The sequence below is a fragment of the Trabulsiella guamensis ATCC 49490 genome, assembly GCF_000734965.1.
Lineage (GTDB): Bacteria > Pseudomonadota > Gammaproteobacteria > Enterobacterales > Enterobacteriaceae > Trabulsiella > Trabulsiella guamensis.
Map to the genome: position 1 here is coordinate 1 of NZ_JMTB01000022.1, position 14,463 is coordinate 14,463.

Below are 14,463 nucleotides of genomic sequence, written 5' to 3' on the forward strand. Positions count from 1 at the left end.
GCCCTGAACGTTATGCTGCGACGTAGCTAATGGAGTGTTCCAGCGACTGGCTGTGGCTGTCGATCAGCACGTTCCACGTACCACTGTAGGGTACGGTCAGGAAAGCATTCTCGCGGTTTTGCACGCTCAGAATGTCTGTTTGTGTTTCACTGGCGCGATGCTTTGCGCTCATCAAATGAATATGGCAACGCTCCGAGCAGCGTACCACCACCGTATCCCCACCAAATAACGTCAAACTTGCTTTTACCAGCGCCATTTTCTACCCCGTTGAATAAAGCCAAGTGCTCCCTGCGACCGACTCCTGAGCGTGATGCTGTTCACATTTCGCTCTCTGCATAACACCAAAGGGGGAGGGTGGAGATGATGATTTTGATCAAATTTTGCGGTAAAGATTAAACATTAATGACATTCCACCTGAAACCATTCAGCTGACGACTGCTTTCGGCGAAAAAAGCGCGTCAGCTGAAAATATAATGCGGAAAACAGACCTGCACGCAGCAAAAATTAAAATGTCAGTACCTTATCAGCCGCCAGAGTCCACTGCGCCAGTTCAACGAGCGTGCCGATTTCCACACCGTCAATCAGCGGCAGCGTGGTAATACCACGTCCGTCAGTACAGGTTTTGCACAGTTTTACCGGCACATTCTGCGCGGTGAGGATCTCCAGCATTTGCTGAATGTTATAGCCTTCGGCGGGCTTCTGACCACGCAGCCCGGCGGTGACAGCATCCGACATCAAAAACAATTTCAGATCCAATGCCTGCTGTTCGCGTAACGCGATAGCCAGACGCAGGCTGTTAAAAAGCGATTCGCTACCGTAAGCAGCGCCGTTAGCGATAATCACAATACGTTGCATGATGACTCCTGTTCAACACAGTATAAGGTCACGCAATGCTACAGCGCCGCCAGGTTGAAGCCAAACGCTAAGACGCCGCATCATGATCTGCGACAGGACTACTGTCCGAATCGGCCTATCAGCCCGGTCGCGGCCAGCGCATGTCCTTTGACCTTGTCGAACAACTGCTCACGCGTCAGCCCCGCAGGAAGAGAAGGCGGCAACGAGGTGGCTATTAATGTAAAGGTATAGTGGTGTGCGCCGCTGCCCGGCGGTGGACAGGGACCATACCAGCGATCGGTACCGGGCGTGTTTTTGCCGCCAGTAAACCCTTTGCCGTCGCGCAGGGCGTTTTCGGCAAACCCGGCGGCGGAAGGGGCGATGTTATAGGCCACCAGATGAGTTACGCCGAGGCCTTTCGCGCCTTCAGGGTCGTGTACCACCAGTACCAGGCTTTGCGTTTGCGCAGGCAAATTGCTCCACACCAGTGCAGGAGAGATATTTTCCCCGGTACAGTTCGCGTTCTGGCTGTTGTTTCCGGCGAACTTTTTGTCCATCAGGCCATTATCGGCAAAGGCGGGGGATTGTAGCTGAAAGAGTTCACTGGCCTGTGATGCAACGCTCCACAGCAGCGTGCTTGCCAGCGCGGTGTAAAGGATGGGTTTCATCATGCAGTCTCATTAAGGAAGTTATGGATTAACTGTAGTTGCCGCATCGCCAGAAAGGTGGAAAAAATCCTGGAATTTGGCCGGTGGTCGAATCCGGGTGAGGATCACGCTACACTCACCTTTCAGTTTTGTCCGATAACACCGTCCCATTGCTTTTTATTAACTAACGTGATGTCTCTTTTATTCCGCCGTGCCACCCCGTTGATGTTATCACTCCTGCTGCTGGCCGGAGGCGTTGAGGGTGCGTCGTCGTCATTCATGCAGCAGGCGGAAAACCCGTTCGATAATAACCAGGACAATCTCCCCGATCTCGGTCTTGCCCCCGTGCAGGATGACAGCGCCAGGCATCTGGCGGAAATGGCGAAAGCCTTTGGCGAGGCCAGTATGGAAGATAACGGTCTGACCACCGACGAGCAGGCGAAATTGTTTGCTCTCGATAAACTGCGCACGGAAGTGAGCGGGCAGGTCAATCAACAACTGGAAACGCTGTTGTCGCCGTGGGGCAATGCCAGTGTGGCGCTGACGGTGGATGATAACGGCGGCTTTAGTGGCAGCCATGGCAACTGGTTTGTGCCATTACAGGATAACAACCGTTATCTGACCTGGAGCCAGGTCGGCGTCACGCAACAGGATGACGGTCTGGTCAGCAACGCAGGAATCGGCCAGCGCTGGATAGCGGGTGACTGGCTGCTGGGCTATAACACCTTTTATGATCACCAGCTTGATGAAAATCTGGCGCGGGGTGGTTTTGGCGCCGAGGCATGGGGTGAGTATTTACGGCTGTCGGCCAACTATTATCAACCGTTCAACGACTGGAGTGTGCGTAGCGACACCCGGTCGGAGCGGATGGCGCGCGGGTATGATCTCACCGCCCAGGCGCGTTTACCGTTTTATCAGCACATCAACACCAGTGTCAGTCTTGAGCAATATTACGGAGATAGCGTAGACCTCTTCCATAGCGGTACCGGCTACCATGACCCGATGGCAGTATCGCTGGGGGTAAATTATACGCCAGTGCCGCTGGTGACCATCAGCGCGCTGCACAAACAGGGTGAAAACGGCGTCAGTCAGAATAACCTCGGCATGAAGCTTAACTACCGCTTTGGCGTGCCGCTAAAAAAACAACTGCAGTCCAGCGAAGTGGCGGCAGCGAAATCGCTGCGGGGCAGCCGGTATGACAGCCCGGAGCGCAGTGAGCTCCCGGTAATGGAGTATCGTCAGCGGAAAACGTTGTCGGTCTTTCTGGCGACGCCGCCGTGGGATTTGCAGCCGGGGGAAGCGGTTCAACTGAAGCTACAGGTGCGCAGCCGGCATGGTATCAGGGCGCTACACTGGCAGGGTGATACGCAGGTGTTAAGCCTGACGCCGCCGGTTGACAGCGAGAGCGCCGACGGCTGGAGTATTATTATTCCTGCCTGGGATTACAGCGAAGGGGCAAGATACGAATGGCATCTGGCGGTCGTGGTGGAAGACAATAAAGGCCAGCGAGTCTCATCCAATGAGATCACGCTGTCGTCGACAGAACCGCTGACGGTATTCCCCGACAGCAGCAGTTCGCCCGCATGGCAATCACAGCCACTGGAATGATTAGAAGATGCGCTCCTGGTGAACCCAGACTGCCGCTTCCACGCGAGATTTCAGTTTCATTTTTTTCAGCATATGCTTCACGTGGACTTTGACGGTGCTCTCGGTGATGTCGAGGCGGCGGGCGATCATTTTGTTAGGTAGCCCCTGGGCGATGAGCTTGAGAATATCGCGCTCGCGCGGGGTCAACTGGCTGACGTCACGGTCGGAAGTCGCGCGATTGGCGCGCAGGCTGGCGGCAAGCACGGGGGTCAGCGCTTCGCTTAACACCATCTCACCAGCGGCGGCCTGTTGCAACGCTTTCAGTAGATCTTCTGGCTCCATATCTTTCAGCAGATAACCATCTGCTCCGCGCTTGAGGGCCGTCACCACATCTTCTTCATGATTTGACACACTGAAGACCACCACACGACCTGACAACGTTCTTTCGCGCAGTTTGCCGAGAGTTTCCAGGCCATTCATACCCGGTATGTTAAGGTCGAGCAGGATCAGATCAGGATCCAGCGACTCAGCAAGTTCAATGCCCTGATCGCCATTGCTGGCTTCGCCAACCACCTGAATATCCGGCGCCATGCTAATGAGTTGTTTTACTCCAGTGCGTAGCATCGGGTGATCGTCTATTAACAGGATGGTTGCCCGTTCCTGATTACTCATAGATATCTCCTTGTTGTAACGAGAGAGATTTTTCGGGAATAAAGGTCACGACAACTTCCGTTCCACCGTTGTCGCGCCGGCGCACCTGGCAATCGCCACGCAGGCTTTGCGCACGGTCCCGCATGATGATTAAACCGTAATGGTTGCTGCGTTCGGCGTGATCCGGTACGCCGCAGCCGTTATCTTCCACGACCAGTTTTACCTGATTTTCTTGTTGATAGACGGTCACTTTTACTTCGGTTGCCTGAGCATGTTTAAGCGCATTGCTCAGTGCTTCGCGCACGATTTGCAGTACGTGGATCGCCTGATGCGACGGCACATAACGCGGCGGTAGCTGGTAATCCAGTTGTACGTTAAAACCAAAATGCGCACTGTATTCGATGCAACTGGCTTCCAGGGCAGGACGAAGCCCTGGCTCAGTCAATTGCAGGCGGAAGGTGGTTAGCAGCTCGCGCAACTGCGCCCAGGAGGTGTTCAGCTCATTACGGATTTGTGCCAGCAGATCCCGGCTCTCTTGCGGCAGGGCCTCACCCCTCATCTGCAGACAACTCACCTGCATTTTCATGCAGGATAACGACTGCGCTATCGAGTCATGCAGTTCGCGGGCGATGGTGGCGCGCTCCTCCATGACGATCAACTGCTGCTGTTTTTCCTGATGCCAGTCCAGCGCCAGTGTCGAGGTCAGTTGTTCGACCAGCGTATCCACCAGTTGCTGCTGATCGTGACTCATATGGCAGCCCGTCGGGAGCGTCGCCAGCAGAATGCCGTACTGATTATGAGCATCCGCCAGTCGCCACTTCAGGGTACTCCCTCCTCTGGAGACAGAAGGGAGGTCGCGGGGGCAGAGATGGCAGCCTTTTTCGTCGCAGCTGGTTTCAGAATGGCAGGTAAATTCCTGATGGTTCTCTTCGTCTTCGGTGTCATACACGCGCACTTCGATGTCCTGCAGCAGTGTTAAAGCCTGCAGATCATTCAGCACCGGGGAAATACGCTCACAGAGTGGAATACCGGAGTGCAGGCGGCGATTGGACTGCCAGAGAAACGCCAGAATTTCGTTTTTCTGCTCCAGTCGCGCGGTTTTTTCCTGCACGCGTTGTTCCAGCACCGCATAGCTTTCCGCCAGCTCTTCGGACATGTTATTCAGCGCCATACCGAGCGTCGCCATTTCGTTACGCCCGCTGATGCGCGCACGCTGGGTAAAATCGCGCTGACTCACTGCTCGCGCCATGCGCAACAGTTGTTGCCAGGGATGCATCAACCGGGCACGCAGCCAGACGATGGTAAAAATCAGCAGCAACACCATCACCAGCACCATCCAGCGCATGGTCGACACTACACTTTTAATTCGCTCTTCGGTGGTATGGTCAAAGGCGTACACCAGTTGGTCGATGCGGTTGACAAAGCGCGCGACGTCGCCTGCGACAGTCTCCTGGTTGTGCGCTTTTTTCATGCCCGGTGCCAGCTCGCCCTGCCAGTATTTTTGCAGGGCGGTCAATTGCGGCACCTGACCATCGCGAATGGCGGCCTGTTCCAGCTCAGGGCTAAAAACGGTGGCTTCCATGTTATCGAGTAAAATCTGGTCTTCTGCAGTCAGCGGAATGGATGCCAGCAGGCGGTAACTCTGCATGCGCAGCGATCCAGCCTTGTTAATGGCATGTGCGCTGCCCTGAACGCCATGGACCAGACGGGCAGAAATCGTCATGCCTGTCGCACCAATCAGCGTGGATAGCAGGACGATCAGCACCAGTTGATTCACCAGCGTGAGCGGTGTAAAACGACGTTTATGCATTGGGCAATCTGGCTCCTGAGCCGGGGATTTATCCCGGACTTGCGCTATTGTCCGGTATCCCCCGGAGTATACCCATACCCAAAAAGGATTACCTCTTAATTGCCGTCAGAAGGTGACTCAGGAGGAGAAACACATCGGGTAGCATCAGCCACGTGAAAATCCACACTTTTTTAAGAGTAATTGTCTACTCACTAAGGATTACAGTCATTTTCCGCGCCTTTCTGCGCCAACTTTTCCTTTGATTTATATCAACTTACCTGTCACCGGAAAAACTCAATGTTGCACCGTTGATATTCATAATCAGAGGTGTCTATGAGTCACTCTTCCGTCGAGGAGAAGGCAAGCAGTGCCGTCATTACTGACTGGCGTCCTGAAGATCCTGCATTCTGGCAGCAGAACGGCCATCGCATTGCAAGTCGAAATCTGTGGATTTCCGTACCGTGCCTGCTACTGGCATTTTGCGTATGGATGTTATTCAGCGCTGTGGCAGTTAATCTTAATAAAGTCGGCTTTCAGTTTTCGACTGATCAGCTGTTTATGCTGACCGCACTGCCTGCGCTCTCGGGAGCATTGCTGCGTGTACCTTATGCGTTTATGGTTCCGGTGTTTGGCGGTCGTCGCTGGACAGCATTCAGTACCGGTATCATGATCGTGCCTTGTGTGTGGTTAGGTTTTGCGGTGCAGGATCCGTCCACACCGTTCAGCATCTTTGTCATCATCTCTTTGCTGTGTGGTTTTGCGGGCGCCAACTTCGCCTCCAGCATGGCAAACATCAGCTTCTTCTTTCCAAAACAGAAACAGGGCGGCGCGCTGGGGATTAACGGCGGGCTCGGCAACATGGGGGTGAGCGTGATGCAGCTGGTTGCGCCACTGGTCGTCTCGCTGTCGATGTTTGCTTTTTTTGGCAGCAGTGGCGCAGTACAACCGGACGGCTCCATGCTGTATCTGGAAAACGCCGCCTGGGTCTGGGTGCCGCTGCTGGTGATTTTCACTCTCGCGGCCTGGTTTGGCATGAACGATCTGGCAGCGTCGAAAGCATCCCTGAGCGAACAGCTGCCGGTGCTTAAACGTGGGCATTTGTGGATCATGAGCCTGCTGTATCTGGCGACCTTCGGCTCGTTCATCGGTTTCTCTGCCGGCTTTGCGATGCTGGCGAAAACGCAGTTCCCGGATGTGCAGATCCTGCATTACGCGTTCTTCGGTCCGTTTATCGGCGCACTGGCACGTTCAACCGGCGGCGCTATCTCTGACCGACTTGGGGGAACCCGCGTCACACTGGTGAACTTCGTCGTAATGGCTATCTTCTGTGCGCTGTTGTTCCTGACGCTGCCGACCCACGGAGAAGGGGGTAATTTCCTCGCCTTCTTCGCGGTCTTTATGGTGCTGTTCCTGACGGCCGGACTAGGGAGCGCGTCTACCTTTCAGATGATCTCGCTGATTTTCCGCAAGATAACCATGGAGCGTGTGAAAGCGCAGGGGGGTACTGAAGAGAGAGCGATGCGTGAAGCGGCAACCGACACCGCTGCCGCGCTGGGCTTCATCTCCGCCATTGGTGCTATTGGCGGCTTCTTTATCCCGAAAGCCTTCGGTGCCTCGCTGGATCTTACCGGTTCTCCGGCGGGCGCCATGAAAGTATTTCTCGTGTTCTATATTGCCTGTGTGGTAATCACCTGGGCGGTATACGGGCGTAAAACTAAAAAATAAAGTGACTTCTTGATTATCCTGGCGCGGGCAACCGCGCCTTTTTTTATTTGTATTTAGTTACAACATACTAATCGAGATAACAACACTATCAGGTCTGTGACCCCGGTAACACAATGTTCTGACAGGGAGGTGATCTACCCCTTAATACCCGGACGAAGGTTAATAAAAGCAAACTGTAAGCTGAATGCTCATAAAAACAATATAAATCAATAAATTAAGAAATAAAGCAACGTACCACTCAGGGAGTATCTTTCAGTTTCAGGCGCGTTGTTAACACAAACCGCCTTGATCGTTATCAATTCCACCCATCTTTCAGGACGTTACTTTCGCAGCAACTTAGGCAATGTCGACTTATCAGAGAGCCGTCAGGCTCCTTACAGGAGAAACCCGATGAGTAAATTCCTGGACCGGTTTCGCTACTTCAAGCAGAAGGGCGAAACCTTTGCCGATGGGCACGGCCAGCTTCTTAACACCAACCGGGACTGGGAGGATGGCTACCGTCAGCGCTGGCAGCACGACAAAGTGGTTCGTTCCACTCACGGCGTAAACTGCACGGGATCCTGCAGCTGGAAGATTTTCGTAAAAAACGGTCTGGTGACGTGGGAAATGCAGCAGACTGACTATCCTCGTACCCGTCCGGACATGCCAAACCATGAGCCGCGTGGTTGCCCGCGTGGTGCCAGTTACTCCTGGTATTTGTACAGCGCGAACCGCCTGAAATATCCGCTGATGCGAAAACGTTTGATGAAAATGTGGCGTGAAGCAAAAGCACAGCACAGCGATCCGGTAAACGCCTGGGCCTCTATCATCGAAGATGTCGACAAAGCCAAAAGCTTCAAGCAGGCACGTGGTCGCGGTGGTTTCGTGCGCTCCTCCTGGCAGGAAGTGAATGAACTGATTGCCGCGTCTAACGTCTATACCGTGAAAACCTACGGCCCGGATCGTGTTGCAGGCTTCTCGCCGATCCCGGCGATGTCGATGGTTTCTTATGCCTCCGGGGCGCGCTACCTGTCTCTGATTGGTGGTACCTGCCTGAGCTTCTACGACTGGTACTGCGACCTGCCGCCAGCATCACCGCAGACATGGGGTGAACAGACCGACGTGCCGGAATCAGCCGACTGGTACAACTCCAGCTACATCATTGCCTGGGGCTCTAACGTGCCGCAGACCCGTACCCCGGACGCCCACTTCTTTACTGAAGTGCGCTACAAAGGCACCAAAACCGTGGCGATTACGCCAGACTACGCGGAAATCGCCAAGCTGTGTGATCTGTGGCTGGCGCCGAAGCAGGGTACTGATGCCGCTATGGCAATGGCGATGGGCCACGTCATGTTACGTGAATTCCATCTCGATAAGCCCAGCCAGTACTTCACCGACTACGTTCGCCGCTACACCGACATGCCGATGCTGGTGATGCTGGAAGCGCGAGACGGTTACTATGCGCCGGGCCGCACGTTGCGCGCGGCTGATCTCGTTGATGCCCTGGGCCAGGAGAAAAATCCGGAGTGGAAAACGGTCGCCATGGATGAAGCCGGTAATATGACCGCTCCCAATGGCTCCATCGGTTTCCGCTGGGGTGATAAAGGCAAATGGAACCTCGAACAGCGTGATGGTACCACCGGTGAAGACATCCAGCTGCGCTTAAGCCTGCTCGGCAGCCATGACGATATCGCCAGCGTCGGTTTCCCGTATTTCGGCGGTGACGGCACTGAGCACTTCAACAGCGTCGAGCTGGAAAACATCCTGCTACATAAACTGCCAGTGAAACGTGTGACGTTAGCCGACGGCTCTGTCGCGCTGGTGACCACCGTTTATGATCTGACGATGGCTAACTATGGCCTCGATCGTGGTCTGGATGATGAAAATTGCGCGACCAGTTATGACGAACTCAAAGCGTATACGCCTGCGTGGGCCGAGCAGATCACTGGCGTGCCGCGCGCACAAATTATCCGCACTGCCCGTGAATTTGCCGATAACGCGGATAAGACACATGGTCGTTCGATGATCATCGTTGGTGCGGGCCTGAACCACTGGTATCACCTCGATATGAACTATCGTGGGCTAATCAACATGCTGATCTTCTGCGGTTGCGTCGGTCAGAGCGGCGGCGGCTGGGCGCATTACGTCGGTCAGGAAAAACTGCGGCCACAGACGGGCTGGCAGCCGCTGGCGTTTGCCCTTGACTGGCAGCGTCCGGCGCGTCACATGAACAGTACCTCTTATTTCTATAACCACTCCAGCCAGTGGCGTTATGAGACGTTATCTGCACAGGAATTACTGTCGCCACTGGCGGATAAATCCCGCTACAGCGGAAACCTGATCGACTTCAACGTGCGTGCCGAACGCATGGGCTGGTTGCCGTCAGCACCGCAGCTCGGGACTAACCCGCTGCGTATCGCGGCTGAGGCCGAGAAAGCGGGGATGACGCCGGTGGATTACACCGTGAAGTCCCTGAAGGAAGGGACAATTCGTTTTGCCGCTGAGCAACCGGAAAACGGCAAAAACCACCCGCGCAACCTGTTTATCTGGCGCTCGAACCTGCTGGGGTCGTCCGGTAAAGGCCATGAATATATGCTGAAATACCTGCTCGGCACTGAGAACGGTATTCAGGGCGTTGACCTTGGTAAGCAGGGCGCTGCGAAGCCGGAAGAGGTGGAGTGGGTGGATAACGGACTCGACGGTAAGCTGGATCTGGTGGTGACGCTGGACTTCCGCCTGTCGAGCACTTGCCTCTATTCCGACATCGTGCTGCCGACTGCAACCTGGTACGAAAAAGACGACATGAATACCTCGGACATGCATCCGTTTATTCATCCGTTGTCCGCAGCGGTCGACCCAGCCTGGGAGTCGAAGAGCGACTGGGATATCTACAAAGACATTGCGAAGAAATTCTCGGAAGTCTGCATCGGGCATCTGGGTCAAGAAATTGACGTCGTGACGTTGCCGATTCAGCACGATTCTGCCGCTGAACTGGCGCAACCACTGGATGTGAAAGACTGGAAGAAAGGCGAATGCGACCTGATCCCGGGCAAAACTGCACCGCACATCATGGTCGTTGAGCGTGATTACCCGGCGACCTGGGAGCGCTTTACCTCAATCGGTCCGTTGATGGAGAAAATCGGCAACGGCGGTAAAGGCATTGCGTGGAACACCCAGAGCGAAATGGATTTGCTGCGTAAGCTTAACTACACCAAAACTGACGGTCCGGCTAAAGGCCAGCCGATGCTCAATACGGCGATTGATGCGGCGGAAATGATCCTCACTCTGGCACCGGAAACTAATGGTCATGTGGCGGTGAAAGCCTGGGCGGCGCTGAGCGAATTTACCGGTCGCGACCATACCCATCTGGCAACGAATAAAGAAGAAGAGAAAATCCGCTTCCGCGATATTCAGGCACAGCCGCGCAAAATCATCTCCAGCCCGACCTGGTCAGGCCTGGAAGACGAGCACGTCTCCTATAACGCCGGTTACACCAACGTTCACGAGCTGATCCCATGGCGCACGCTGTCGGGTCGTCAGCAGTTGTATCAGGACCATCAGTGGATGCGCGACTTTGGCGAAAGCCTGCTGGTGTACCGTCCACCGATCGACACCCGCTCGGTGAAAGTGGTGATGGGTCAGAAATCCAACGGCAACCCAGAGAAGGCGCTGAACTTCCTGACGCCGCACCAGAAGTGGGGGATCCACTCCACTTACAGCGATAACCTGCTGATGCTGACGCTGTCACGTGGCGGACCGATCGTCTGGATGAGCGAAGCCGATGCGAAAGATCTGGGGATCGAAGATAACGACTGGATCGAAGTGTTCAACAGCAACGGCGCCTTAACCGCTCGTGCGGTGGTCAGCCAGCGCGTTCCGGCCGGGATGACCATGATGTATCACGCACAGGAACGCATCGTGAACCTACCGGGATCGGAAATTACTGGTCAGCGCGGCGGGATCCACAACTCGGTTACCCGCATCAGCCCGAAACCGACCCACATGATCGGCGGCTATGCCCAACTGGCCTACGGTTTTAACTACTATGGCACCGTAGGATCTAACCGCGATGAGTTCGTGGTGGTACGTAAAATGAAGAACATTAACTGGTTAGACGGCGAAGGTAATGACCAGGTACAGGAGAGCGTAAAATGAAAATTCGTTCACAAGTCGGCATGGTGCTGAATCTCGATAAATGCATCGGCTGCCACACCTGCTCAGTCACCTGTAAAAACGTCTGGACCAGCCGTGAAGGTATGGAATACGCCTGGTTTAACAACGTCGAAAGTAAGCCTGGCGTCGGATTCCCCAATGACTGGGAAAACCAGGAGAAATGGAAGGGCGGCTGGATCCGTAAAATCAATGGCAAGCTACAGCCGCGTATGGGCAACCGCGCCATGCTGCTGGGTAAAATCTTCGCCAACCCGCATCTGCCAGGCATTGAGGACTATTACGAGCCGTTTGATTACGACTATCAGAATCTGCATACCGCGCCGGAAAGCAAACACCAGCCGATCGCTCGTCCTCGTTCGTTGATCACCGGTCAACGGATGGAGAAGATAACCAGCGGCCCGAACTGGGAAGAGATTCTGGGTGGCGAGTTCGAAAAACGCGCCAAAGACCAGAACTTCGAGAACATGCAGAAGGCGATGTACGGCCAGTTCGAAAACACTTTCATGATGTATCTGCCGCGCCTGTGCGAGCACTGCCTGAACCCGGCGTGTGTGGCGACCTGCCCGAGCGGCGCTATCTATAAGCGTGAAGAAGACGGCATTGTGTTGATCGACCAGGACAAGTGCCGCGGCTGGCGTATGTGCATTACTGGTTGCCCATACAAAAAAATCTACTTCAACTGGAAGAGCGGTAAATCTGAGAAGTGCATTTTCTGCTATCCGCGTATCGAAGCGGGTATGCCGACCGTCTGTTCTGAGAGCTGTGTAGGCCGTATTCGTTACCTCGGCGTGCTGCTGTATGACGCGGATGCCATTGAAAACGCGGCCAGTACTGAAAACGAGAAAGATCTGTATCAGCGTCAGCTGGAGGTGTTCCTCGACCCGAACGATCCGCAAGTGATCGCCCAGGCGCTGGAAGACGGCATCCCGCAAAGCGTGATTGACGCGGCGCAGCAGTCTCCGGTTTACAAAATGGCGATGGACTGGAAGCTGGCGTTACCGCTGCACCCGGAATACCGCACGTTGCCGATGGTCTGGTACGTGCCGCCATTGTCACCGATTCAGTCTGCCGCAGATGCGGGTGAACTCGGCAGCAACGGCATTCTGCCGGACGTTGAAAGTCTGCGTATTCCGGTGCAATACCTGGCGAATCTGTTGACCGCAGGGGATACCGGGCCGGTACTGCGAGCGCTGAAGCGTATGCTGGCGATGCGTCATTTCAAACGCGCAGAAACAGTAGATGGTGTGAACGATACCCGCGCGCTGGAAGAGGTTGGTCTGACGGAAGCGCAGGCGCAAGAAATGTACCGTTATCTGGCGATCGCCAATTACGAAGACCGTTTTGTGGTCCCGAGCAGCCACCGTGAACTGGCGCGTGACGCGTTCCCGGAGAAAAGCGGTTGTGGGTTCAGCTTTGGCGATGGTTGCCACGGCGCTGATACAAAATTCAACCTGTTCAACAGTCGCCGCATTGATGCCATCGATGTGACCAGTAAAACGGAGCCGCACCAATGATTGAACTCGTCATCGTCGCGCGTCTGCTCGAATACCCGGATGCTGCCTTGTGGCAGCATCAACAGGAGCTTTTCGACGCACTCGCGTCGTCAGAAAAACTGGCAAAAGCGGAATCGCAAAAACTGGCCGTTTTCCTGCGCGATCTCACTACTCAGGATTTACTGGATGCACAGGCGACTTACAGCGAGCTGTTCGATCGTGGTCGCGCCACGTCGCTGCTGCTGTTTGAACATGTTCACGGTGAATCCCGTGACCGGGGCCAGGCGATGGTTGACCTGATGGCACAGTATGAGCAGCACGGTCTTCAGCTCGACAGCCGCGAGCTGCCGGACCATCTACCGCTCTATCTGGAATATCTGGGGCAACTCTCTGAGCGTGAGGCCATTGGCGGCCTGCAGGATATTGCACCGATTCTGGCGTTATTGAGTGCGCGTCTGAGCCAGCGCGACAGCCGCTATGCAGTGTTGTTTGATGTACTGCTGACGCTGGCCAGTACCGACATCGACAGCGATAAAGTGGCAGAGAAAATCGCCACGGAAGCACGTGACGATACCCCGCAGGCGCTGGATGCCGTCTGGGAAGAAGAACAGGTGAAGTTCTTTGCCGATCAGGCCTGTGGTGAATCTGAAATCTCTGCGCACCAGCGTCGTTTTGCAGGCGCCGTCGCCCCGCAATATCTGGAAATCTCTAACGGAGGGCAGCACTAATGTCATTCCTTACTATGTTCTTCTTCGACATTTATCCCTACATCGCGGGCACGGTTTTTCTGGTGGGTAGCTGGTTGCGTTATGACTATGGGCAATACAGCTGGCGCGCCTCTTCCAGCCAGATACTCGACCGCAAGGGCATGAACATGGCGTCCAATCTGTTTCACTTTGGGATCCTGGGGATTTTCGCCGGACATTTCCTGGGGATGCTGACGCCGCACTGGATGTACGAGGCGTTTCTGCCCATCGATGTAAAACAGAAAATGGCGATGATCGCGGGCGGCGCCTGCGGCGTGATGACGCTGGTTGGTGGTCTGATGCTACTGAAACGCCGATTATTCAGCCCGCGAGTTCGCGCTACCACAACAACGGCGGATATCCTGATCCTCTCTCTGCTGATGATACAGTGCGCGCTGGGCCTGCTGACGATCCCGTTCTCGGCGCAGCATATGGATGGCAGCGAGATGATGAAGCTGGTCGGCTGGGCGCAATCCGTGGTGACCTTCCACGGGGGCGCGTCGGCGCATCTTGAAGGTGTGGCGTTTGTGTTCCGCGTACATCTGGTGCTGGGGATGACGCTGTTTGTGCTGTTCCCGTTCTCGCGACTGGTGCATATCTGGAGTGCGCCGGTTGAATATCTGACACGTAAATATCAGATTGTTCGCGCACGGCGCTAACACGCCTTGAACGCCACTGAACCCTGCTCCGGCGGGGTTTTTTTATGGCGGTTTGCCGGATGGCGGCTACGCCTTACCCGGCCTACAATTCGTGGCGGTGTTTTTGTAGCCCCGGTAAGCGTAGCGTCACCAGGGAAAACAGGGTCGCAAAGCCGGATAGAATTTATTGAGAAGTGATGG

Annotated in this window: 11 protein-coding genes; 6 read left to right on the forward strand and 5 right to left on the reverse strand. The window is 54.9% G+C overall.

Annotated features, from left to right (window positions below; genetic code table 11):
* Window positions 1-10 precede the first annotated feature (10 nt).
* The 3 genes from GTGU_RS01835 to GTGU_RS01845 form a co-directional block, all read right to left on the reverse strand.
* The gene (locus GTGU_RS01835) at window positions 11-256 is read right to left on the reverse strand and encodes a DUF1883 domain-containing protein (protein WP_038153805.1); all 246 of its coding nucleotides are present in this window, start codon (window positions 254-256) and stop codon (window positions 11-13) included.
* 248 nt (window positions 257-504) lie between these two features.
* Entirely contained in the window at window positions 505-855 is a 351-nt protein-coding gene (locus tag GTGU_RS01840) for a DsrE/DsrF/TusD sulfur relay family protein (protein WP_038153806.1), read from the reverse strand.
* Between the two features lie 98 nt (window positions 856-953).
* The gene (locus GTGU_RS01845) at window positions 954-1,502 is read right to left on the reverse strand and encodes a YbhB/YbcL family Raf kinase inhibitor-like protein (protein ID WP_156964001.1); all 549 of its coding nucleotides are present in this window, start codon (window positions 1,500-1,502) and stop codon (window positions 954-956) included.
* 171 nt (window positions 1,503-1,673) lie between these two features.
* On the opposite strand from GTGU_RS01845, the gene GTGU_RS01850 reads away from it, so the two are divergent.
* Window positions 1,674-3,089 (forward strand): YchO/YchP family invasin, encoded by a 1,416-nt coding sequence (locus tag GTGU_RS01850; protein WP_051857276.1) that lies wholly within the window; start codon window positions 1,674-1,676, stop codon window positions 3,087-3,089.
* Here the strand turns inward: GTGU_RS01850 and narL are convergent, their stop codons facing one another.
* Both narL and narX read right to left on the reverse strand, forming a co-directional pair.
* Window positions 3,090-3,740 carry a two-component system response regulator NarL gene (gene narL, locus GTGU_RS01855; protein ID WP_038153811.1) on the reverse strand — a complete coding sequence of 217 codons (651 nt, stop codon included), beginning with the start codon at window positions 3,738-3,740 and terminating at the stop codon, window positions 3,090-3,092.
* Window positions 3,733-5,529, reverse strand: coding sequence for a nitrate/nitrite two-component system sensor histidine kinase NarX (narX, locus tag GTGU_RS01860; protein WP_038153813.1), 1,797 nt, complete (start codon window positions 5,527-5,529; stop codon window positions 3,733-3,735). Before narX ends, narL begins: the two co-directional genes overlap by 8 nt.
* Before the next feature lie 312 nt (window positions 5,530-5,841).
* On the opposite strand from narX, the gene GTGU_RS01865 reads away from it, so the two are divergent.
* From GTGU_RS01865 to narI, 5 genes are all read left to right on the forward strand, one after another.
* Entirely contained in the window at window positions 5,842-7,233 is a 1,392-nt protein-coding gene (locus tag GTGU_RS01865) for a NarK family nitrate/nitrite MFS transporter (RefSeq protein ID WP_038153814.1), read from the forward strand.
* 390 nt (window positions 7,234-7,623) lie between these two features.
* Window positions 7,624-11,367 carry a nitrate reductase subunit alpha gene (locus GTGU_RS01870; RefSeq protein WP_038153815.1) on the forward strand — a complete coding sequence of 1,248 codons (3,744 nt, stop codon included), beginning with the start codon at window positions 7,624-7,626 and terminating at the stop codon, window positions 11,365-11,367.
* A complete protein-coding gene (gene narH / locus GTGU_RS01875) occupies window positions 11,364-12,899 on the forward strand; it encodes a nitrate reductase subunit beta (RefSeq protein WP_038153816.1) in 1,536 nt (511 codons plus the stop codon). Before GTGU_RS01870 ends, narH begins: the two co-directional genes overlap by 4 nt.
* Window positions 12,896-13,606, forward strand: coding sequence for a nitrate reductase molybdenum cofactor assembly chaperone (gene narJ / locus GTGU_RS01880; RefSeq protein ID WP_038153817.1), 711 nt, complete (start codon window positions 12,896-12,898; stop codon window positions 13,604-13,606). The genes narH and narJ overlap by 4 nt, the downstream gene beginning before the upstream one ends.
* Window positions 13,606-14,283 (forward strand): respiratory nitrate reductase subunit gamma, encoded by a 678-nt coding sequence (gene narI, locus GTGU_RS01885; protein WP_038153819.1) that lies wholly within the window; start codon window positions 13,606-13,608, stop codon window positions 14,281-14,283. Before narJ ends, narI begins: the two co-directional genes overlap by 1 nt.
* The last annotated feature ends 180 nt before the right edge of the window (window positions 14,284-14,463 follow it).

What these genes read in the sequence shown, in the direction of transcription:
- GTGU_RS01835 (WP_038153805.1), bottom strand. Translation starts at nt 256, where the DNA reads ATGGCGCTGGTAAAAGCAAGTTTGACGTTATTTGGTGGGGATACGGTG.
- GTGU_RS01840 (WP_038153806.1), bottom strand. Translation starts at nt 855, where the DNA reads ATGCAACGTATTGTGATTATCGCTAACGGCGCTGCTTACGGTAGCGAA.
- GTGU_RS01845 (WP_156964001.1), bottom strand. Translation starts at nt 1,502, where the DNA reads ATGAAACCCATCCTTTACACCGCGCTGGCAAGCACGCTGCTGTGGAGC.
- GTGU_RS01850 (WP_051857276.1), top strand. Translation starts at nt 1,674, where the DNA reads ATGTCTCTTTTATTCCGCCGTGCCACCCCGTTGATGTTATCACTCCTG.
- narL (WP_038153811.1), bottom strand. Translation starts at nt 3,740, where the DNA reads ATGAGTAATCAGGAACGGGCAACCATCCTGTTAATAGACGATCACCCG.
- narX (WP_038153813.1), bottom strand. Translation starts at nt 5,529, where the DNA reads ATGCATAAACGTCGTTTTACACCGCTCACGCTGGTGAATCAACTGGTG.
- GTGU_RS01865 (WP_038153814.1), top strand. Translation starts at nt 5,842, where the DNA reads ATGAGTCACTCTTCCGTCGAGGAGAAGGCAAGCAGTGCCGTCATTACT.
- GTGU_RS01870 (WP_038153815.1), top strand. Translation starts at nt 7,624, where the DNA reads ATGAGTAAATTCCTGGACCGGTTTCGCTACTTCAAGCAGAAGGGCGAA.
- narH (WP_038153816.1), top strand. Translation starts at nt 11,364, where the DNA reads ATGAAAATTCGTTCACAAGTCGGCATGGTGCTGAATCTCGATAAATGC.
- narJ (WP_038153817.1), top strand. Translation starts at nt 12,896, where the DNA reads ATGATTGAACTCGTCATCGTCGCGCGTCTGCTCGAATACCCGGATGCT.
- narI (WP_038153819.1), top strand. Translation starts at nt 13,606, where the DNA reads ATGTCATTCCTTACTATGTTCTTCTTCGACATTTATCCCTACATCGCG.